Consider the following 18,186-nt stretch of genomic DNA (forward strand, 5'->3'; position numbering starts at 1 on the left):
ACTCACCGCCCCCGACACCGGGCAGATCTGCACCGTGACCCGCCGCCGCTACCGGCCCACCGCAGAACTGCGCACCGTCCTCACCATCGACGACCAGACCTGCCGGTTCCCGGGCTGCCGCCGCCGCGCCACCGCCTGCGAACTCGACCACACAGTGGACTGGGCCCACGGCGGACCCACCACCCCCGACAACCTCGCCCACCTCTGCCCCAAACACCACCACCTGAAACACTCCACCGGCTGGCAGGTTCAACCCGACCCCACCGGCAACCGCACCCTCCACTGGACCAGCCCCGGCGGCACCACCTACACCACCACCCCCACCGGAAGAACACCCACGACTCCACCAGCACCACCTCCGGCGGCACCTCCACCTCCACGACCACCGGTCGACATCTTCAGCACGTCGGCTGAGCTACCAGGTGGAGACCCACCTCCCTTCTGATCGCGGTCGCCCGCTGACACCCGTACGATCCGCCAGGGCCCGGGCGCGTACTGTCCCGCCTCCGCCGTCGGGTCAGCTGATCACCGCAGCCTGATCAGCGACACGCGTCGCGCGCCGAGATCGACATCGATCGCGCCCTCGCGCCCTCGCGCCCTGTACACATGCACCTGGACACGCTGATCGGCGGCGGCTTCGAGACAGGCCCCACGACGCTCAGGGCCGCGGTGGAGTCGTCCTCGCCCTCGCCCGGGCTTTGATCGCGACGATGACATCGGTCTTGGCATCGGAGTAGGCATTCATGTCGCCCCAGCTCCGGGTGAGCAGGTCGCGCTTGGTGCTCTCGTAGAGGGCCCGGTCGGCAGCATCCGTTCTCAGGTGGTCGCGCAGCAGGAGGTACTCGCCGATCGCGGGATCGTGCCGCTGATACACGTGCACGTGCACGTCGCGCGCGGGCGTGCGCACGAGACGGTGCCCGGGTTCACGCACCCGCAGCTCGTAGCCGGCCGCCAGAAGCGCGTCGAGGTAGTCCTCCTCGGCAGTGATGTCGTCGACCGCCACCACGATGTCGACGATCGGTTTCGCGGCCAGACCCGGAACCGAGGTGGAACCGATGTGCTCGATCTCGACCGGCACGGCGACGAGGGCAGCCCGGATCCGCTCCCGATGCTCGCGAAACAGACCCGCCCACCGCTCGTCGAAGTCGCTCAACGTCAGCTCGCGCACCTCGACGCCGCCCACGAGCTCGACGGTCGTGACGTCGGGCCGGCGCGGCCCGCTGCTCGTGCTCATCGCGCTCCCCTCAGACGACGGTGTATTTGAAGCCGACGTGCGAGTCGACGAATCCGAGGCGCGTATAGAAGCGGTGCGCATCCACGCGCGCCGCATCCGAGGTGAGCTGCACGAGCGTCGCACCGAGCTCCCGCGCGGCTGGCCCGGTGACCCACCGCATCAGCGCGGTCCCGATTCCCGAGGAGCGCTCCGAGCTCGCCACCCGCACCGCCTCGACGAGAAGGCGGGTGCTGCCTCGACGAGCCATCCCCGGGATGAGCGTCAGCTGCAGCGTGCCCACGACTCCCGTCGTCTCGTCGACGGCCACCAGCAGGTCGTTGCCGGGATCGGCGAGGATCCGGTCCAGACCGGCCGCGTACGCCGGCTCGTCGACACCGCTGGCCGCGTCACCGCGCCCGGCACTCACCGGGTCGTCGGCGAGAAGCCGCATGATCGCTCCCAGATCGCCCTGATCCGCGCGGCGGATGAGCACGGAGGCGCGCGACGCCTCGACGGAGACGGGGAGGGTCAGCTGATCGAGCACAGTCCATTGTGCCGCGAACCGGCGCACGCGACTCTGCGGAACCGCTGGGTCAGGCGATCAGCGCAGGATCTCCACCATCAGCACCCAGGCGTTCACGATCGACACGATGAAGATCGCGATGAAGCCCCACGCCACGTGGACGAGACCGACGCCGTCGCCCGTGATCAGCAGGATGCCGCCCACGACCACGCCCGACATCTGCCCGATGTGCAGAACGATGGTGGGGATGGTGCGCGAGAGGCTCGGGCCGTCGTGACTGCGCAGCATCCGCACCGCCGCATCCGCCTGGAAACCGAGCCCGACCACGGCGAACAGCAGAAGCTCGATGCCGAGCGACTGGGCGGACTGCTGCGGGATGAGCATCGCCAGCGCCGACACGAGGATGACCGCGATCGCCGCAACGGTCGACCCGGCGCGCGCCGGCAACGCCGAACCGGCGAGGATCTGCTTCACGTTCACCGAGATCGCCACGATGATCAACCCGGCGAGAGCACCCGCCGTTCCGGCACTGGCCGCGGCGAAACCCTGCCAGGCCGTGAGGTCGAATGCACCCATGGCGGCATCGTATCGGGCACGGACCCGGTGCCGGCAAGGATTTGGCCCCGGCGCAGGCCGATCGGCCCATCAGCCGCGGCACCGGCCCGCCCACCGGCACGAGCCGAGCCGAGCCGACCCGAGGCTCAGGCGCGATCGTGCAGAGTGACGTGGTACCCATCGGGGTCGGCGAAGGTGAAGGTGCGGCCGAAGGGCCCGTCGATCGGGGCCGCGACGATGGTGTGGCCGGCGTCGACGAGCGCGTCGTGGATGGCCTGCACATCGGTGGCGTGCAACCAGATGGCCGCGCCGATACCGGGCTGGGCGATCGACGCCAGGTCGGTTCCGGGCACCATGTCGCGCAGGGCGAACGCGATCGGCGCGGTCTCGAAGACGACGGCGTGCGGCGGGCCGGCCTGGGAGCGCACGAGCCCCAAGTACTGCTCGTAGAACGCCTGCGAGGCGTCGAGATCGCGAACCTGCAGCGAGATGAAGTCGGGACCGGTGACGGGCATGCTGTTCCTCCTGGAAATACGTGTCAGTTAGCTGACATAGCTCAATGTATGTCAGAATACTGACATGAGTCAAGTCGACCGCGGAATCGATCTCGAGACATCGCTGGGCTACCTGCTGAAAGAGGCCTCGAGCGCCCTTCGGGCCGCCATGGAGGGTGTGCTGCGCCCGTTGGGCATGACCGTCACGCACTACTCGTGCCTCGAACTGCTCGCGCAGCGACCCGGTCTGTCGAACTCCGAGCTGGCCCGGGGCGCGTTCGTGACCCGCCAGTCGATGAACGTGCTGCTGCAGACGCTCGAGCGCGACGGCTACGTCACGCGCCCGGCCGAGCCGCCGGTCGGCAAGGCCCTCCCGGCCCAGCTCACCCCGAACGGCCGGCGCAGCCTGGCGAAGGCGACCGCGGCGGTGCGCTCCGTCGAACTCCGGATGCTGGGCGGCCTGACGCCGGATGAGCAGTCGAGCGCCTTCCGCGTCTTGCGCAGCATGATCCGATCCCTGCACGACGACGGCGAGCATCCCGCCCATCCAGACTCAGGGAGAGTCGACCCGGGCACGACCTGACCTCGCCGCGCTCGCGGCCGCGCCCTTCCACCAGACGCACCCGGGGGCGGCACCGGATGCCGCTACGGTCGTGTCATGGGATTCTTCGGTTCAGGCGGCGGGCCCCGGGCCTCGGCGATGACGGCGGCTGCGGTCGAGGCGGCGGTCTTCACGCAGACGCGTTTCCGGGAGGGCTACGACCTCGAGGAGGTGGATGCGTTCCTCGCCCGGTGCGCCGCCAGCATCCGCTGGGCCGAGGGCGGCTCGCGGCCCTCGGATCCTGTTACGGCCGACGATGTGGTGGCGGCGCGCTTCAGGCCGACGAAGTTCCGCGCCGGTTACGACCAGAACCAGGTCGACGACCTCCTCGACCGCATCGTCGTCACGCTCCGCACCGAGCCGCGCCGCGCCTGAAGCTCCGCGGCAGCGAAGGCGCACGACGCGTCACGACTCACAGCCAGATGGTCGAGAGCCAGACCACGACGATGCTCGCGACGAGCACCGCGAGGTTCAGCCAGATCGTGTCGTGCCGCCTCACGTGCACGATCGTGGCGCCCACCTGCACCAGGCTCAGGCCGATCGCCGCCGCGAAGGCGAGGCCTGGCAGGATGCCGGCGAGCGGGGGCAGGAGGAGGCCGATCGCGCCGAGCACCTCGAGCACACCGATCGCGCGCACGGCGCCGAGGGGCAGATCGTCGACCCACTGCATCATCGGCCGGAGGGCGTCTTTCGACCGGACGATCTTGACCCCGCCCGAATACAGGTAGAGCACGGCGAGCAGTCCGGCGACGATCCAGTAGGCGATCAGCATGAGTCCTTCTTCGTGTTCGAGAGTGCGGCCGGCGTGGTTACGATCGGTAAGCGTCGCCAGTCTGCGCCTTTTCACAGGGCCGTACAAAAGGCACACGCGTGTTACCGAGCGCCACGCAGGGCCCCGCACGGGAAGGGAGTCAGAATGTCCGACTACGAGAACGTCTGCCTGATCCGGGGCGACCAGGGCCGTGCCGTCCGAGCCCTCCTCGACCGGATCTCCGACAAGTGGACTCTGCTGGTGATCGCCACCCTGCACGACCGGCGGCTCCGGTTCACCGAGTTGCAGCGGCGCATCCCGGGCATCTCGCAGCGGATGCTCTCGCGCACGCTCGCCCACCTGTCCCGCGACGACCTGGTCACCCGCACGGCCTATGCCGAGGTGCCGCCCCGCGTCGAGTACGAGCTCACCCCGACGGCCCGCACCCTGATCCCGCACGCCGTGGCCCTCGCGGACTGGGCGGTGCACAACATCACCGAGGCGCCGGAGGTGGAGGAGCGGGATGCAGACGCGGGGGCGGATGCGGACGGGTCGGTGAACGCCTGAGATCCGCGCGTACACCACGTGATTCCCGGCCGATACCGGTCGCTGCCCGGGCGCTAGGATCTTCGAGAAGTGAACACCGTGGCGAGCCGGGATGCCCGCCACCAGGATCGCGGGGGGCGATGTGCCGGCATTCAAGCGTGTGACGAGGCGTGCGACAGGGTGGGGCATCGCGCTGGCGTTGGCGGCGCTGCCACTCGCGGCCGAACCGGCGTTCGCCGAGGAGGCGCCGCCCAGCCCCGCCGCAGCCGTCCACACCGCCGACGCGAGCACAGCCGGCACCACCGCCGACGCCAGCACAGCCCGCTCAACCGCCGACGCCGAGACCGACGCCGACACCGCCGCCGCCACCCCAGGCGTCACGCACGCGCAGAACCCCAGCGTGCCCGACGGGGCCGCGTGGACGGAGGAGTACTTCCCCTCCTCGGTGCCCTCGAACAACGGCGACCCGGTCGAGCTGCACGCGGATGTGCTGCGCCCCGCCGGCCTGGCACCCGGCGAGAAGACCCCGGTGATCATGTCGATCGGGTCGTACTTTTCGCACTCGGGCATGAACGACGACACGCATCCCCCGCACACCGGGCCCTCGCAGCGCTTCACCGACCTCATCGACGGCGCCGCTCTGATGGCCCGCGGGTACACCTTCGTCTACGTCGACCTGCGCGGTTTCGGCGGCAGCACCGGGTGCATCGAGTGGCTCGGAGCCGGCGAGCAGGCCGACGTCGTCAGCGCGGTCGAGTGGGCCGCGCGGCAGCCGTGGTCGACCGGGTCGGTGGGCCTCTACGGCAAGTCGTACGACGGGTCGACCGGGCTCGTCGGCGTCGACCTCCAGCCCGAGGGTCTGAAGGCCGTCGTCGCGCAGGAGCCGGCCTGGAGCGGGTACGACTACCTCATCACCAACGGCGTCTCCCGCCAGAACCAGGTCGACACCCCTCTGGCCTACCTCGGCATCGCCGACCTGCCGGGCGTCGACCGCGCCTACCACCAAGACGGCTACGACATCGCGCCCGATACCGACCGTTATATGCAGAACGCGGCATACGAGACCACGCATCCGGAATGCGCGCAGACCCTCATCGCCGAGACGAAGGAGATGGACCGCCAGAGCGACTTCTGGCGCATCCGCGACCTGCCGGCGAACGTGAACGGATCGACCGTTCCGCTGATGTTCACGCAGGGCCTCACGGAGCAGAACACGAAACCCGAGAGCATGCAGCTGTTCCTCGCCGACCACGCGGGAGAGCAGCGCGGCTGGCTCGGGCCCTGGGACCACGTGCGCGGCAACGAGGTCGATCCGACGGGCGCGCTGCAGATGGGCCGGGCCGGCTGGTTCGACGAGGTGATGGCGTTCTACGACGCTCACCTGAAGCAGAACACGACCCAGGTGTCCTCCTCCTTCTTCGTGCAGGACAACCTCGGGGCGTGGCGGGTTCAGGATGCCTGGGGCACGACCGACAAGACCGCGACGGTCTCGCTGCGTCCCGGCTCGTACCTCGACACCGGGCGCGGCACCGTGACCGACGACGACGATCCCGGACCCGCCAATCCGGGCCTGCTACCCGACGACAGCGACCCGGGCCCGGGCGGCGACCCGGACGGCGATGGGGATCCGGACGGCGACGGCCGCACCGCCGAAGCACCCGGCTCGCAAGACCCGGGCCTGGGCATCCTGACCCTCTCGCAGCCCCTGCGCACCGACGTTCGTCTCACCGGAACCCCGGCCGTCGAGCTGCACACGCAGGGCGCGGGCAACGTGGCCGTGCAGCTTCTGGACGTGTCGCCCGATCTGAGCGCCGTCGCCATCAACCACAGCGTCGCGCGTCTCTCCGACGACGGCGTCACCCGCTTCGGCCTGCTCGGCATGGACTGGACGCTGCAGGCCGGACACCACCTCGCCGTGACCGTCGACACGATCGACTGGGGCTACTGGGTGCCCGAGCCCAGCGGTACCGAGGTCGTCGTCACGGCCGGCACCGTCGACCTCGCCGTCGAGACGACCGGTGCGGATGTTCCGGCCGAAGGCGCGCGGGCCCCGTACCTCGACCAGTACCTGCACTACTTCACCCGCGACCTGCCGCTCCCCGCCACGGCGGAGACGTTCACGCTGAGCGCCGCGCTGGGCCGGATCCGAACGGATGCCACGACCGTGCGTGCCGGCGACGAGCTCGTGATCGCGGGCGCAGGGTACGACCCGGGCGCGCCCGTGACGCTGACCTGGCAGGGCGAGACCGTCTCGACGCCGACGACGGATGCGGACGGGACCTTCGGTGCGACGGTCCGCATCCCCGAGACGGCTCCGCCCGGAGTCACGACGTTCACCGCCGTGGCGGAGGACGGCGGGCTCTCGACGGTGGAGGTCGAAATCGTGGGCGCGGCGATCCCGAGCACCCCGATCCCGAGCACACCGAATCCGACCACCCCGATCCCGGCGCCCGCTTCCCCGGATGCCGCGGTCCCCGCCGAACTCGCCCGCACCGGCGCTCCGGTCGACGCGATCCCGGCCCTCTCCGCCGGCGCCGGGCTGGTCGTCCTGCTGGGCGCATCCCTCCTGCTTCTGCGCCGCAGGACGCACCGTACCAGCCCCTGACCTCGGCGAGCGCGAGGTGACGCGGGGCGGCACACAGGACGGCGATCACGGGTAGCGGCGGCCTCGGGAGCGCCGCGTGCGGGATGGCGCGTCCGATGCGGCAGAATCATCCTGAGCCACACCTGTGGCCAGGGGCGACGACGCCCCGCCGACACGCTCCTGGGGGAACTTCTTGCACATCCGATCGACCCGCACACCGGCGACGCGCCGCCGTGCCTCGCTTCTCGCTCTCTCCGCGCTCGGCGCCGCCGCAGCGCTGGTCGCCGTTCCGCTCTCGGCCGCGGCCGCGGAGCCGCCCGCCGGTGGCGCGCCCTACGAGGGCGGCGAGTACAGCAGCACCGCCCCGAGCGGCCCCGACGGCTCGTTCCTTGGCACGAACGACGGCGACTGGTACTGGGTGCGCGTCGACGGTGCCGACCGCTACGAGGTCGCGGCCAACCTCTATGCCCCGTTCGACTCGGGCGAGGTGCTCTACATCGCGAGCGGCGAGAAGTACGCAGACGCCCTGAGCGCGGGCCCGGCGGCCTTCCACCAGAACGGCGGCCTGCTACTGACGGCGAAGGACTCGCTGCCCGAGGCGACCCGTAAGGAGATCCTGCGTCTGAACCCGCCGAAGCTCGTCGTGGTGGGCGGCACCGCGAGCGTCTCGGATGCCGTGTACCAGCAGCTCGCCGCGCTGAAGCCCGACATCACCCGCATCGGCGGCGCCGACCGGTACGAGGTGTCGCGCAACGTGATCGACTACGCCTTCCCCGAGGGCGTGGACGACGTCTTCGTCGCCACCGGCAACAACTTCCCCGACGCCCTCGCGGCGGGCCCGGCCGCAGGACACCTCTCCGGCGCCGTGCTGCTGGTGAACGGCTGGGGCGAGGGGCTCGATGAGCCCACCCGCGACCTGCTGGCGGACAAGAACACGCAGGTGGCCCGGATCGCGGGAGGCGTGAACTCGGTGAACGGCAAGGTCGAGACCGATCTGGCCGCCGCCGTGCCCTCGGTGACGCGCTACACGGGAGCAGACCGCTTCGCGGTGGCCGCGAACATCAATACGAGCATCTGGACGGGCAAGACCGAGAACGTCTTCATCGCCTCGGGGCTGGTGTTCCCGGATGCGCTCTCCAGCGGCCCGGTCGCGGCATCCTTCGACTCCCCGCTCTTCCTCTCCCGGCCCACGTGCTACCCGGCTCCGACCGCGGATGCGATCTGGCACAGCACGCTGAACCCCGAGACCGTGGTCTACGTGGGAGGCCCCAACACGCTCTCGCAGCTGCTGATCAGCGACCCGTACTACTGCGAGTGATCGCGTACCCACAGTGGCCGTTTGCCCGGAATGACCGCGCGGGAATGACGGTCGAACGCCTCGCGCCGGATCAGCTCGGCCTCCTGGAGGACTTCCTCCGGGAGGCCGACCTGACCCTGTCGGGCCTGGATGCGCCCACCGTGCGCCTCTGGATCGAGCGCGCCGACGACGGCTCGATCGTGGGGAGCACGGGCTACGAGCTGAGCGGGAACGGCGAGCACGCACTGATCCGCAGCGTCGCCGTGGCACCGGCCCGGCGCACCGCCGGCGCCGGCTCACGGCTGGCCTCCTTCGCGATCGCGGAGGCCGCCCGCTCCGGCGCCGTACGGGCCTGGCTGTTCTCGCGCCGCTCCGGCCCGTTCTGGCAGAAGCTCGGCTTCGAGCCCGCCGATCGCGGCGAGCTCGCCGCCGCACTGCCCGACACCCACCAGGTGCGGCTCTTCACCGAGACCGGGCAGCTCCAGCGCGAGGTGGCCTGGTCGCGCCGGCTCGAGCGTGAGCGGCTCGGCCGTGAGTGATCTGTCGATCCGGATGCCGCCGGGTCGACACTTCGGCCACCAGCGGCCGGCCCGCGAGTTCTAGGGTGGGCGTATGACCACCACCCCCGCCTCCGCCTACGGCCTGGCGATGCGCGGCGACCGCGCCGAGATCGCCGCCTCGCTCGCGGGTGCGTCGACCGTGCCGTACTGGCTCGACGGCCTGCGCCCGGATGCCCGCCCCGCCCTGCGCGAGAGCCTGACGGCCGACCTCGTGGTGGTCGGCGGCGGCTTCTGCGGGCTGTGGACGGCGCTGATCGCCAAGGAGCGCGATCCGGCCCAGCGGGTGGTGCTGCTGGAGGGCAAGCGGATCGCCTGGGCGGCCTCGGGCCGGAACGGCGGCTTCGTGGAGGCCTCACTCACCCACGGCGAGGAGAACGGCAAGCTGCACTTCGCCGCCGAGCTCGAGGCCATCGAAGAGCTGGCCCGCGAGAACTACGCCGCCTTCCGCGACACCCTGGAGCGCTACGGCATCGACGCCGAGTTCGAGGAGACGGGCACCCTCGTGGTGGCCACCGAGCCGCATCAGGTCGAAGCCCTGCGCAAAGAGGGCGTCGACCTGCTCGAGGGCGAGGCCCTCGCCGCCGTCACCTCGTCGCCGGTCGTGCGCGCGGCCTTCTTCGAGCGGGAGGGCAACGCGCTGGTGCATCCGGCCAAGCTCGCCTTCGGGTTGCGCGACGCCTGCCTCTCGCTCGGCGTCGAGATCTACGAAGACACTCCCGTGACCGGCATCTCGGATGCGGGGTCGGAGGTGACCGTGAGCACTCCGGTCGCCCGCATCCGGGCCCGTCGGGTGGCGCTGGCCACGAACGGCTTCCCGTCGCTGCTGCGCCGCAACACCCTGCGCACGGTGCCGATCTACGACTACGTGCTGATGACCGAGCCGCTGAGCGACGAGCAGCTCGAGAGCATCGGCTGGGTCGAGCGGCACGGCATGACCGACATGTCGCGGCAGTTCCACTACTACCGCAAGACGGCCGACAACCGCATCCTGTGGGGCGGCTACGACGCCGTCTACCACCGCGGCCGCCGCATCCGGCCCGAGCACGACCAGCGGCAGGAGACCTTCGAGCGGCTGGCGGATCACTTCTTCCTGGCGCACCCCACCCTGCGGGGCATCCGATTCACCCATGCCTGGGGCGGCATGATCGACATGTCGACGAAACTGGTGGCCTTCCAGGGCACCGCGCTCGACGGCAAGGTCGCCTACAGCGCCGGCTACACCGGGCTCGGCGTGGCCGCGACGCGCTTCGGCGCCGAGGTGATGCTCGACCTGCTCTCCGGCGAGCAGACCGCTCGCACCCGCCTCGACTTCGCCACCGCGAAGCCGTTCCCGGTGCCGCCGGAGCCGATCGCCTACCCGGCGATCCAGCTCATGCGGGCCGCGGTCGCCCGCTCCGACGAGAACGGCGGCAAAGACGGGCTGCTGATCAAGACGGCCGGCCTCTTCGGCATCAGCTTCGACTCCTGAGCGAGGCCTGCCTCACGCCCCCGTCTGGCGTGGGCTGCCGCCGCGCCGGCGCGGAGCCGCTGAGCGCGGCGGCGCCGAGCGCATGTGGTCGCGTACGGCGCCGAGCGAGCGGGCCAGCTGTTCGACGTCGTCACGGTCCAGCGGCGCGAGGAACAGCCTCTTGAGCTCCTCGATGTGCCCGGGGAACACCTTCGCGAGCACGGCCCGCCCGGCATCCGTGATGGTCACGGTCACGCTTCGCTCGTCGTCGGCCGACGGTGCTCGCGTGACGAGGCCGGCCGCCTCGAGCAGCCCGGCCTGGTGCGTGAGCCCGCTGCGGCTGTAGACGACCCCGTCGGCGAGGTCGGTCATCCGCTTGCGGCCCTCCGGCGCATCGCCGAGCGTGGCGAGCAGCTGGAACTGCACGTAGCTGAGCCCACCGGCCTCCTTCAGCTGCTGCTCGATCGCGTGCCGCAACAGGCTGCTGACCTCGATCAGCGCGAAGTAGGCCCCCAGTTCGACGGGGGCGAGGGGTGCGGATTCGTCGGCCATGCCCTCAGTCTAGGTGCTTCGACATCGCATTACTTGCTTCGATATCGAAGCAGTGTTACAGTCACTCTCAGTTGCTTCGATCTCGAAGCATTACCCGCACAGAGCGAAAGAGAGAACACCATGAAGGCAGCACGATTCCACGAGCACGGCGCACCCGAGGTTCTGCAGGTCGAGGACGTCGAGACCCCCGAACCCGGCCCCGGCCAGGTGCGCGTCGCCGTCGCCGGTGCCGGGTTCAACCCCGCCGACAACGGCATCCGCGCCGGGTTCCTGCCCATCCCGGTCACGTTGCCGCACACCCCGGGCTTCGACGTCTCCGGCACGGTCGACGCCCTGGGAGACGGCGTGACGGCGTTCGCGATCGGCGACACGGTGATCGGCTTCCTGCCGATGACCCAGCCGGGCGCCGCGGCCGACTACGTCATCGCGCCGGCGACCGTGCTCGTCTCCGCGCCGTCGAGCATCGCGCTCCCGGATGCCGCCGCCCTCCCCTCGGGCGCCCTCACCGCCTGGCAGTCCCTCTTCGAGCACGCCGACCTGAAGTCGGGCCAGCGCATCCTGATCGTGGGCGCAGGCGGAACGGTCGGCGGCTACGCGGTGCGGCTCGCGAAGCAGGCCGGCGCGTACGTCATCGCCACGGCCAGCCCGCGCAGCGCGGCGAGCGTGCGCGCGGCGGGCGCCGACGAGGTCGTCGACCACACGGCATCCGCTCTGCTCGATTCGATCACCGAGCCGGTGGACGTGCTGCTCAACCTCGCGCCGATCAGTCCCGAGGAGTTCACCGCGCTCGTCGGCCGGGTGCGTGACGGTGGCGTCGTCGTCAGCACGACGGCCTGGATGCCGGCACCGGGCGACGAGGAGCGGGGCGTGCGCGCGGTCGTGGTCTACGTGCGCAGCGACACCGAGCAGCTGGCGCGGATCGTGGAACTCGTCGACCGCGGCGAGCTCCCCGTCGAGGTCGCCCGCCGCGTGCCGCTCGCCGAGCTGGCGAGCATCCACCGCCAGTCGGCCGAGGGCACCTTGCGCGGCAAGGTCATCGTGCAGCCGAGCGGCCATTGAGCGACGGGCTGCCGAGCGATCTCGTCTGCGTCCTCGACCCCGTGCGCGTCGACTCCCACCCGGTTCAGCGGCGTGGTGGCGCAGGTCTACCGCCCGGTACGCTGACGCCATGAGCAGGGCGAACGGCGGGCGGGGCTGGATGCTGCTGCACGGCACCCCGCTGGCACCGGCCATCTGGGGGCCGGCAGCCGAGCACCTCGACGGCCCCGTCGCCGCACCCGACTGCACGGTCACGCCCGCCGGGCCGAACCCGCAGGCGACCACGGCGGCCCGCCTCGCCGAGGGCATCGCGGGCGACATCGACCTCGTCGGTCACTCCTTCGGAGGCCAGACGGCCCTCGAACTGGCGCTGCTGATTCCCGAGCGGGTCAGGTCGCTGACCATCCTGTGCAGCCGCGACACCCCCGTGCCCGCCTTCGCCGCCGTGGCGGCGGCAGTGCGCTCCGGCACCGGGCCCACCGCCGAGGCGACCTTGCAGCGCTGGTTCGCACCGGAGGAGCTGGCGGCGGGTGGGCCCGTGGTCGACGAGGTGCGCGCCGAGCTGGCCGCCGCATCCGTGCCCGACTGGGCCGCCGCTCTCGACGCCATCGCCCACTACGACAGCTCGGCCCGCACCTCCGGCCTCCGGATGCCCGTCACCCTCGTCGCGGCGGGCTGCGATGCCGTCTCGACCCCCGACGCCATGCGGTCGCTCCAGTCGCGCATCCCGCATGCCGACCTCATCGTGCACGACGCCTGGCACCACCTCTCCCCCTTCCTCGACCCGGCTGCACTGGCCGCCCTGCTCACCCGAGCCGCCGCCCGCGGCGGCCACGCGAATGCCCGGCTTGAATGAGAGCTAGGAGAGGACGGATCCGATGAGTAATTCGGAGGTGCGGCCGTGGTGGCTCCTCGTGGCGCGGCCGCTGGGATTCGTGCTCGCTCTGCTGGGTGCCCTCGGGTTCTTCGCGACCGTGAGCCAGCTGGGTGGGGCGCCAGGCGCCGCGACGTTCCTCGGGCTCGTGGGCGGGCCGCTGATCGTGCTGGCCGGTTACCACGTGGGCAGCAGCGGCGCGACGGGGCGTCCGCGGCCACGGGTGCTCGTGCGGGTGCTGGTGTTCGCGGTGCTGCCGGTGGTGCTCGCAGGGCTGCTGGTGCTGCTGCTGACGGGGAGATAGAGGCGCAAGACCCTGCCCATCACACGTGAGGTCCGATCCGATCGGACCGCGATAGTAGGGTGCCGATCGTGACGACCCGGAAGTGTGGGTGTCGAAGGAGGCGGCATGATCGCGGAACTGAACAGGCTGGTGGAGCTGGTCGAGCATCGACTGGACGACGACCTCGACGTGGCGTCGATCGCGAGTGGGCTCGGCACGACGGAGTACCACCTCCGGCGGATGTTCTCGTCGCTCGCCGGGATGCCGCTGTCGGAGTACATCCGGCGACGCCGCATGTCCGTCGCGGCAGCAGAGGTTCTCGGAGACGACGACCTGCTGAGCATCGCGGTGCGCTACGGCTACGGATCGACCGAAGCCTTCGGCCGAGCATTCCGATCGGTACACGGCGTCAGCGTCGGTGACGTCAAGCGAGACGGCGGCCCCCTTCGAACGCAACCGCAGCTCAGGTTCCGCCTGACAGTAGAAGGGAACATCATCATGGACACCCGAATCACCGATCGACCGGCATTTCTCCTCGTCGGTCACGCCACCCGCGTGCCCCTCATCCACGAGGGCATCAACCCGCGCATCCAATCCCATATCGCCTCCCTGCCGGCGGCAGAACACGCACGACTCAAAGCCCTGAGCGACACCGAACCGGCCGGTCTGCTCCAGGTGAGTGCCGACGTCGACCCGGACTACACCGAGGGAAGCGAGCTCACCTACCTGCACGGAGTAGCCGTCACGGCCAACGCCCCGGTGGCCGACGATCTCGACACGATCGAGGTTCCGGCCGGCACGTGGGCGGTATTCCGCACCGAAGGCGAGTACCCGGCTGCGCTGCAGCAGGCCTGGGCTGCGACCGCGACGGATTGGTTCCCGTCGAACCCGTGGCGACTTCGGCCCGGACCATCCATCGTGGCCGTGCTCGACCGCGCCGACGACTTCAGCACGGCCACCTGCGAGCTCTGGCTCCCCGTCGAGCGGGCCTAGCAGAGAAGGACCTGCCGGGCGTGGGATGTCGGCAGGTCCGCCGCCCGTTGAGGGATCGGCTATCGGAATACCGCGCACCGCTAGGCATTGCTGCTTCCGCGCTCGAACGTGACCAGGGGCGCGTCGAAGGGGCCACTGATCGAGCAGAACGTGGCCGTCGTCAGATCGCTCGTGTCGGACTCCCAGAACACATGCATCATGAGCGCGTCGGGGTCGTTGGACACGTCGGTCGTGATCTTCTCATCCGCAATCGGATTGGTGTCGGAAGGGTCGAAGGGTTTGAATGTCCCTGTCATGCCCGCTAGATCGTCGGTGGCGTACTGAACGCACGTCGCGTAGGCCGCTTCGAGGTCGTAGGACGCAGGCGCTTCCGGTTCGGTTGTCGGAGTGGCCGGGGTGGCCGCGGATGTCTGAGTCGGCGTGGTGGTAGCGGTTGCCGTAGGGGTCGGAGTGACGGCGACGGTGGCCGTGGGGGACGCGGCCGGGGCCGGGGTACACCCGGCCAGCAGGATTCCAGCGGCCAGAGCGGCGGCAGCGAACGTGGGGCGCGCAAGGCGGCTGAGTCTCATGATGTGAGCGTATGACGACTGTCGATCTCTGCCCGCCACGCTTCGGTAACGGTTCACCCGCCGATCGCCGATCGCGGTGCGGTGCGTGCCGCTGGGGCTCACGAAGGCATGGGTGTGGGGGAGAAGTCGCCGCTACCAGGGCACGGTGCCGTTGACGTCGAAGAAGGTGCCGGTCGGCCCATCAGCGTCGAGAGTGGCGGCTCGGACGACGACTCTCGCTCCCTCGGCCGGGTGCTGGGCGCCGACACCGCCGTTCATGTCGGTGGCGTTGTGGCCGGGGCACACCGAGTTGACCTTGATCGAGGTGGAAGCCAGTTCGACGGCGAGCCACCCAGTCAGGGCGTTCAAGAGTGTTTTCGAGGAGGTGTAGGCGAACGCAGGGATCTCCGCGAAGGGATTGCCGGGGGATGTGAGGGCGCCGAGTGAGCCGAGGGTGCTGCTGACGTTGACGATGCGTCCGGCGTCGGCTCGGCGCAGGAGCGGGAGGAACACCTGGGTCACCCGGAGGGCGCCGTAGACGTTGACGTCCAGCGTGCGCTGGAGGGTGCCGACCTCAACCGTGCGCTGGATGGTGCCGATCTCGACCGTGCTGGGGCGGCCGTCACCGTCCGGGACGGCGATGCCGGCGTTGTTGACCAGCACGTCGAGCGCACCTGTGGCGGCCTCGATGTGAACGGCGGCACGGGAGATGCCGGCCTCGTCGGTGACGTCGAGGCTGACGAAACGGACATCGCCGGCGGAGGCCAGTGCGTCGACAGCTTTCTCTCCACGATCCCGGTCTCGAGCGCCGATCCAGACGGTGTATCCCTGCTGCGCGAGCTGCAGGGCTGTCTCGTATCAGATGCCCTTGTTGGCCCCCGTGACGAGTGCGGTCTTGTTCATCGGGACACCGCCTCGGTCGTCGGAGCGGCGGCGCGTTCGGCGTCGACCTGCTGGAGCGCCTGCAGGAAAGCACCCGTGTCCTGCGCCCCGGACACGCCGTAGCGGCCGTCGACGACGAAGAACGGGATGGACTGGATGCCCAGTTCGGTGGCGCGGGCGAAGTCCGCTTTCACCTCGTCGAGATGACGGTGTTCTGTGAGGGCGACCTCGACCTCGTCACGGTCGAAGCCGAGTTCGACAGCGATCTCGACCAGGTTCGGGATGCGTCCGATGTGCTCGCCTCGCTGGAAGTATGCGTCGGAGAGTCGTTCATTCATCTCCCCCTGGCGGCCCTTGGACTTCGCGAAGTGGATCAGCTCGTGCGCGAGGATCGTGTTCGTCGGGTGGGTGCGGTCGAAGTGATAATCGAGGCCCGCGCTGGCGGCGATCTCCGTGACCCGTGCAAGCATCTTCTCGCCCTCGGGGAGAGGAACTCCCGGTAGTGATTCAGGAACTCCTTCGTCGCCCCGTCGAATTCGGCCGGCGCCTCCGGAGCGAGTTCGAAGGAGTGGTACTCGATCTCCACGCCTCCGCCGAATCGTTCGACGGCGGCCTCGAGCCGCCGTTTCGCGATATAGCACCAGCCGCACTGCACGTCCGACCAGATATCGACTTTGATGGCGGGGGTTGGCGAGGCGTTCGTGAGCGAGGCGGTGTCCATGTCTTCCATGGTGCCTCCCTGAAGCGTTACGATCCATAACATGACGTCCGCAAAACATTACGGATCGACTTTTTCAGCCGGCAGTTCTTTGAGTGGAGATCCTCTTGCGGCCACGATCGGTTTGCTGCGACCGCTGGCTGTCAACGAGACGAGCCTGCATGCTGCGGGACCGTGGGCGGTCGGGTTCGGGACCACCCAGCACGTGGAGTTGGGAGTGGTCGCGCGAGGCGAATGCTGGATCACCCTGGAGGGGCACGACCCGGTGCTGCTGCACGAGGGGGACTTCTACCTGCTGTGCAACCCGCCACCTTATGTTCTGGCCAGTGCACTCACGGAAGAACCATTGGACGCCCACACAGTGTGGGGCGGGCCCACCCGAGGCGCCGCGCACATCGGGCCCGCGGATCAGGAAGACACGTATCTGTGCGGCGGCTACTTCTCGTTCGATGACGCGAACGCCCGCTTGCTGGTGGACCTGCTGCCATCGTTGGTCCATGTGCGGGCCGACGACCCTCGCGGTCCGCTCCTGACGCACCTGAGTGCCCTACTCGTGGCGGAGGTGGAGAGCACGGAACTCGGAAGCGCTCTGATTCTCGACCACCTCGCCCAGACGCTGTTCATCCACATGCTCCGCGCCCACGCCGACGACCTGCACCAGCCGGCCGGATGGATGGCCGCCCTCAGCGGTGACGGCATCGGGACGGCACTTCGCGCCCTGCATGCCGATATCGCCCACCGGTGGACTCTCCAGGAGCTTGCGGAAGTCGGTCACATGTCCCGTTCCGCCTTCGCCGCCACATTCAAAGCGCGAGTCGGGTCGGCCCCGCTGGAGTACCTCATCCAGTGGCGGATGAGCGTCGCCCGTGATGCGTTGCGCCGCCAGAGCATGACGATCACCGAACTCGCCGCCGCGATCGGGTACGAATCGGAGAGCGCCTTCAGTACGGCGTTCCGTCGAGTAGTCGGTATCTCACCAGCCGCCTTCCGAAAAGAACAGACGACGGCAGTCACCAGTTAGTCCGACCGCTGTCGGCAGACAGCCGGCTCAATGCCGAGACAGCCGTGCGGATTCGTCATCGACCGACCTCGCTAATGGCAGGAGTCCTCGGGGATGCCACTGCCATCCGGATTGTTCACGACGAGCGACAGGGCCGGTGCGGTCGAGATCGTTGCTGCGGCCTCTCCGACGCTACGCAGCGCACCATCGAAGGTGGCTGCGGTCGGGTCGGATGTGGTGGCCCACGCGACCTCGATCACTGCGCCGAAGTCGGTTGAGATGTGCCCGGTGAGAATCCAGACCGCGGCGTCGGGATCGGGGTGCGCGTCGAGGTCGTCCACAGAGCTTCCTTCGCCTGGCCTCGGTGTGGTGATGGTCGCATTCACCGCAGCCACGAGCGCCTCGCTCGCGTCGACGCAGCGAGGTGTGTCCGCCGACGCGCCCTCGGGCCAGTGCTCATCATTCGAGCTCGTCGGCGCGGCGGTACCCCCTGGAGTCGAGGTCTCGGTAGGTGCTGACACTGGCGTGCAGCCAGCAAGAGCCATCCCGACACTCACAGCAGCAAGCGTCGCCGAAACGCGAACTCTTCGCACAATGCCTCCCCCGCACAGTAGTGCCCCGTAGAGTGGTGTAACGAACCCCGAGTAACAACGGCCCCACTGAAAGAACAGCGTGGCCACCGGGGACACCTTCGAGAAGCCTTCTAACTCTCACTCGAAAGGGCATC

Annotated in this window: 23 protein-coding genes and 2 pseudogenes; 14 read left to right on the plus strand and 11 right to left on the minus strand. The window is 69.7% G+C overall.

Going from position 1 to position 18,186, the window contains the following annotated elements:
* Nucleotides 1-445: HNH endonuclease signature motif containing protein (locus tag Q0D75_RS19245; RefSeq protein WP_291057188.1), on the plus strand; the 445-nt coding region annotated here is incomplete at its 5' end.
* 213 nt (nucleotides 446-658) lie between these two features.
* Here Q0D75_RS19245 and Q0D75_RS19250 read toward each other — a convergent pair.
* The 4 genes from Q0D75_RS19250 to Q0D75_RS19265 all read right to left on the minus strand — a co-directional run bounded on the left by Q0D75_RS19250 (nucleotide 659) and on the right by Q0D75_RS19265 (nucleotide 2,806).
* The gene (locus Q0D75_RS19250) at nucleotides 659-1,234 is read right to left on the minus strand and encodes a GrpB family protein (RefSeq protein WP_291057190.1); all 576 of its coding nucleotides are present in this window, start codon (nucleotides 1,232-1,234) and stop codon (nucleotides 659-661) included.
* Between the two features lie 10 nt (nucleotides 1,235-1,244).
* A complete protein-coding gene (locus tag Q0D75_RS19255) occupies nucleotides 1,245-1,757 on the minus strand; it encodes a GNAT family N-acetyltransferase (protein WP_291057192.1) in 513 nt (170 codons plus the stop codon).
* A 57-nt stretch (nucleotides 1,758-1,814) separates the two neighbouring features.
* Nucleotides 1,815-2,312, minus strand: coding sequence for a hypothetical protein (locus Q0D75_RS19260; protein ID WP_291057194.1), 498 nt, complete (start codon nucleotides 2,310-2,312; stop codon nucleotides 1,815-1,817).
* A gap of 125 nt (nucleotides 2,313-2,437) precedes the next feature.
* The gene (locus Q0D75_RS19265; RefSeq protein ID WP_291057196.1) at nucleotides 2,438-2,806 is read right to left on the minus strand and encodes a VOC family protein; all 369 of its coding nucleotides are present in this window, start codon (nucleotides 2,804-2,806) and stop codon (nucleotides 2,438-2,440) included.
* A gap of 64 nt (nucleotides 2,807-2,870) precedes the next feature.
* Here Q0D75_RS19265 and Q0D75_RS19270 point away from each other — a divergent pair, with 64 nt between their 5' ends.
* The 3 genes and pseudogenes from Q0D75_RS19270 to Q0D75_RS19280 all read left to right on the plus strand — a co-directional run.
* Nucleotides 2,871-3,368 (plus strand): MarR family transcriptional regulator, encoded by a 498-nt coding sequence (locus tag Q0D75_RS19270; RefSeq protein ID WP_291057198.1) that lies wholly within the window; start codon nucleotides 2,871-2,873, stop codon nucleotides 3,366-3,368.
* Between the two features lie 117 nt (nucleotides 3,369-3,485).
* Nucleotides 3,486-3,575, plus strand: a pseudogene (locus Q0D75_RS19275) (DivIVA domain-containing protein); the annotation flags it as partial.
* Nucleotides 3,576-3,590: 15 nt separating this feature from the next.
* Nucleotides 3,591-3,740: pseudogene (locus tag Q0D75_RS19280) on the plus strand (DivIVA domain-containing protein); the annotation flags it as partial.
* A gap of 58 nt (nucleotides 3,741-3,798) precedes the next feature.
* Here the strand turns inward: Q0D75_RS19280 and Q0D75_RS19285 are convergent.
* Entirely contained in the window at nucleotides 3,799-4,158 is a 360-nt protein-coding gene (locus Q0D75_RS19285) for a DoxX family protein (RefSeq protein WP_291057200.1), read from the minus strand.
* Nucleotides 4,159-4,302: 144 nt separating this feature from the next.
* Between Q0D75_RS19285 and Q0D75_RS19290 the strand changes: the two genes are divergently transcribed.
* The 5 genes from Q0D75_RS19290 to Q0D75_RS19310 all read left to right on the plus strand — a co-directional run bounded on the left by Q0D75_RS19290 (nucleotide 4,303) and on the right by Q0D75_RS19310 (nucleotide 10,592).
* Nucleotides 4,303-4,704 (plus strand): helix-turn-helix domain-containing protein, encoded by a 402-nt coding sequence (locus Q0D75_RS19290; protein WP_291057202.1) that lies wholly within the window; start codon nucleotides 4,303-4,305, stop codon nucleotides 4,702-4,704.
* 91 nt (nucleotides 4,705-4,795) lie between these two features.
* Complete coding sequence (locus tag Q0D75_RS19295; protein WP_291057204.1) at nucleotides 4,796-7,288, plus strand: CocE/NonD family hydrolase; 2,493 nt, start codon at nucleotides 4,796-4,798, stop codon at nucleotides 7,286-7,288.
* Nucleotides 7,289-7,460: 172 nt separating this feature from the next.
* Nucleotides 7,461-8,585 carry a cell wall-binding repeat-containing protein gene (locus Q0D75_RS19300; protein ID WP_291057206.1) on the plus strand — a complete coding sequence of 375 codons (1,125 nt, stop codon included), beginning with the start codon at nucleotides 7,461-7,463 and terminating at the stop codon, nucleotides 8,583-8,585.
* Between the two features lie 44 nt (nucleotides 8,586-8,629).
* The gene (locus Q0D75_RS19305) at nucleotides 8,630-9,103 is read left to right on the plus strand and encodes a GNAT family N-acetyltransferase (protein WP_291057208.1); all 474 of its coding nucleotides are present in this window, start codon (nucleotides 8,630-8,632) and stop codon (nucleotides 9,101-9,103) included.
* Between the two features lie 73 nt (nucleotides 9,104-9,176).
* The gene (locus tag Q0D75_RS19310; protein ID WP_291057210.1) at nucleotides 9,177-10,592 is read left to right on the plus strand and encodes an FAD-dependent oxidoreductase; all 1,416 of its coding nucleotides are present in this window, start codon (nucleotides 9,177-9,179) and stop codon (nucleotides 10,590-10,592) included.
* A gap of 12 nt (nucleotides 10,593-10,604) precedes the next feature.
* Here Q0D75_RS19310 and Q0D75_RS19315 read toward each other — a convergent pair whose 3' ends face one another.
* The gene (locus tag Q0D75_RS19315) at nucleotides 10,605-11,123 is read right to left on the minus strand and encodes a MarR family transcriptional regulator (RefSeq protein WP_291057212.1); all 519 of its coding nucleotides are present in this window, start codon (nucleotides 11,121-11,123) and stop codon (nucleotides 10,605-10,607) included.
* Between the two features lie 120 nt (nucleotides 11,124-11,243).
* On the opposite strand from Q0D75_RS19315, the gene Q0D75_RS19320 reads away from it, so the two are divergent.
* The 4 genes from Q0D75_RS19320 to Q0D75_RS19335 all read left to right on the plus strand — a co-directional run bounded on the left by Q0D75_RS19320 (nucleotide 11,244) and on the right by Q0D75_RS19335 (nucleotide 14,311).
* Complete coding sequence (locus Q0D75_RS19320) at nucleotides 11,244-12,182, plus strand: NADP-dependent oxidoreductase (RefSeq protein WP_291057213.1); 939 nt, start codon at nucleotides 11,244-11,246, stop codon at nucleotides 12,180-12,182.
* A gap of 109 nt (nucleotides 12,183-12,291) precedes the next feature.
* The gene (locus Q0D75_RS19325) at nucleotides 12,292-13,017 is read left to right on the plus strand and encodes an alpha/beta fold hydrolase (protein WP_291057215.1); all 726 of its coding nucleotides are present in this window, start codon (nucleotides 12,292-12,294) and stop codon (nucleotides 13,015-13,017) included.
* A gap of 22 nt (nucleotides 13,018-13,039) precedes the next feature.
* On the plus strand, nucleotides 13,040-13,339 hold the full coding sequence (locus Q0D75_RS19330; RefSeq protein WP_291057217.1) for a hypothetical protein: 300 nt from the start codon (nucleotides 13,040-13,042) through the stop codon (nucleotides 13,337-13,339).
* A 105-nt stretch (nucleotides 13,340-13,444) separates the two neighbouring features.
* The gene (locus Q0D75_RS19335; protein WP_291057219.1) at nucleotides 13,445-14,311 is read left to right on the plus strand and encodes an AraC family transcriptional regulator; all 867 of its coding nucleotides are present in this window, start codon (nucleotides 13,445-13,447) and stop codon (nucleotides 14,309-14,311) included.
* An 80-nt stretch (nucleotides 14,312-14,391) separates the two neighbouring features.
* On the opposite strand, the gene Q0D75_RS19340 is transcribed toward Q0D75_RS19335, so the two are convergent.
* The 4 genes from Q0D75_RS19340 to Q0D75_RS21065 form a co-directional block, all read right to left on the minus strand.
* Nucleotides 14,392-14,880, minus strand: coding sequence for a hypothetical protein (locus Q0D75_RS19340; protein ID WP_291057221.1), 489 nt, complete (start codon nucleotides 14,878-14,880; stop codon nucleotides 14,392-14,394).
* Nucleotides 14,881-15,012: 132 nt separating this feature from the next.
* Nucleotides 15,013-15,705 (minus strand): SDR family NAD(P)-dependent oxidoreductase, encoded by a 693-nt coding sequence (locus Q0D75_RS19345; protein WP_291057227.1) that lies wholly within the window; start codon nucleotides 15,703-15,705, stop codon nucleotides 15,013-15,015.
* Nucleotides 15,706-15,758: 53 nt separating this feature from the next.
* Nucleotides 15,759-16,211, minus strand: coding sequence for a DsbA family oxidoreductase (locus tag Q0D75_RS21060; protein WP_366513465.1), 453 nt, complete (start codon nucleotides 16,209-16,211; stop codon nucleotides 15,759-15,761).
* A complete protein-coding gene (locus Q0D75_RS21065) occupies nucleotides 16,115-16,504 on the minus strand; it encodes a DsbA family protein (RefSeq protein ID WP_366513466.1) in 390 nt (129 codons plus the stop codon). Before Q0D75_RS21065 ends, Q0D75_RS21060 begins: the two co-directional genes overlap by 97 nt.
* On the opposite strand from Q0D75_RS21065, the gene Q0D75_RS19355 reads away from it, so the two are divergent.
* A complete protein-coding gene (locus Q0D75_RS19355; RefSeq protein ID WP_291057223.1) occupies nucleotides 16,503-17,480 on the plus strand; it encodes an AraC family transcriptional regulator in 978 nt (325 codons plus the stop codon). The two genes, Q0D75_RS21065 and Q0D75_RS19355, sit on opposite strands and share 2 nt — an antisense overlap.
* Before the next feature lie 71 nt (nucleotides 17,481-17,551).
* Here the strand turns inward: Q0D75_RS19355 and Q0D75_RS19360 are convergent, their stop codons facing one another.
* On the minus strand, nucleotides 17,552-17,800 hold the full coding sequence (locus tag Q0D75_RS19360) for a hypothetical protein (RefSeq protein WP_291057225.1): 249 nt from the start codon (nucleotides 17,798-17,800) through the stop codon (nucleotides 17,552-17,554).
* Between the last annotated feature and the right edge of the window lie 386 nt (nucleotides 17,801-18,186).

It is taken from the genome of Herbiconiux sp., from assembly GCF_023264855.1.
Lineage (GTDB): Bacteria > Actinomycetota > Actinomycetes > Actinomycetales > Microbacteriaceae > Herbiconiux.

Excerpts from the sequence above, each read along its gene's own strand:
- Q0D75_RS19295 (WP_291057204.1), top strand. The coding sequence starts at position 4,796 with ATGCCCGCCACCAGGATCGCGGGGGGCGATGTGCCGGCATTCAAGCGT.
- Q0D75_RS19325 (WP_291057215.1), top strand. The coding sequence starts at position 12,292 with ATGAGCAGGGCGAACGGCGGGCGGGGCTGGATGCTGCTGCACGGCACC.
- Q0D75_RS19330 (WP_291057217.1), top strand. The coding sequence starts at position 13,040 with ATGAGTAATTCGGAGGTGCGGCCGTGGTGGCTCCTCGTGGCGCGGCCG.
- Q0D75_RS19270 (WP_291057198.1), top strand. The coding sequence starts at position 2,871 with ATGAGTCAAGTCGACCGCGGAATCGATCTCGAGACATCGCTGGGCTAC.
- Q0D75_RS19315 (WP_291057212.1), bottom strand. The coding sequence starts at position 11,123 with ATGGCCGACGAATCCGCACCCCTCGCCCCCGTCGAACTGGGGGCCTAC.
- Q0D75_RS19285 (WP_291057200.1), bottom strand. The coding sequence starts at position 4,158 with ATGCTGATCGCCTACTGGATCGTCGCCGGACTGCTCGCCGTGCTCTAC.
- Q0D75_RS21065 (WP_366513466.1), bottom strand. The coding sequence starts at position 16,504 with ATGTTATGGATCGTAACGCTTCAGGGAGGCACCATGGAAGACATGGAC.
- Q0D75_RS19265 (WP_291057196.1), bottom strand. The coding sequence starts at position 2,806 with ATGCCCGTCACCGGTCCCGACTTCATCTCGCTGCAGGTTCGCGATCTC.
- Q0D75_RS19290 (WP_291057202.1), top strand. The coding sequence starts at position 4,303 with ATGTCCGACTACGAGAACGTCTGCCTGATCCGGGGCGACCAGGGCCGT.
- Q0D75_RS21060 (WP_366513465.1), bottom strand. The coding sequence starts at position 16,211 with ATGCTTGCACGGGTCACGGAGATCGCCGCCAGCGCGGGCCTCGATTAT.
- Q0D75_RS19320 (WP_291057213.1), top strand. The coding sequence starts at position 11,244 with ATGAAGGCAGCACGATTCCACGAGCACGGCGCACCCGAGGTTCTGCAG.
- Q0D75_RS19340 (WP_291057221.1), bottom strand. The coding sequence starts at position 14,880 with ATGAGACTCAGCCGCCTTGCGCGCCCCACGTTCGCTGCCGCCGCTCTG.
- Q0D75_RS19355 (WP_291057223.1), top strand. The coding sequence starts at position 16,503 with ATGACGTCCGCAAAACATTACGGATCGACTTTTTCAGCCGGCAGTTCT.
- Q0D75_RS19335 (WP_291057219.1), top strand. The coding sequence starts at position 13,445 with ATGATCGCGGAACTGAACAGGCTGGTGGAGCTGGTCGAGCATCGACTG.
- Q0D75_RS19305 (WP_291057208.1), top strand. The coding sequence starts at position 8,630 with ATGACGGTCGAACGCCTCGCGCCGGATCAGCTCGGCCTCCTGGAGGAC.
- Q0D75_RS19260 (WP_291057194.1), bottom strand. The coding sequence starts at position 2,312 with ATGGGTGCATTCGACCTCACGGCCTGGCAGGGTTTCGCCGCGGCCAGT.
- Q0D75_RS19310 (WP_291057210.1), top strand. The coding sequence starts at position 9,177 with ATGACCACCACCCCCGCCTCCGCCTACGGCCTGGCGATGCGCGGCGAC.
- Q0D75_RS19250 (WP_291057190.1), bottom strand. The coding sequence starts at position 1,234 with ATGAGCACGAGCAGCGGGCCGCGCCGGCCCGACGTCACGACCGTCGAG.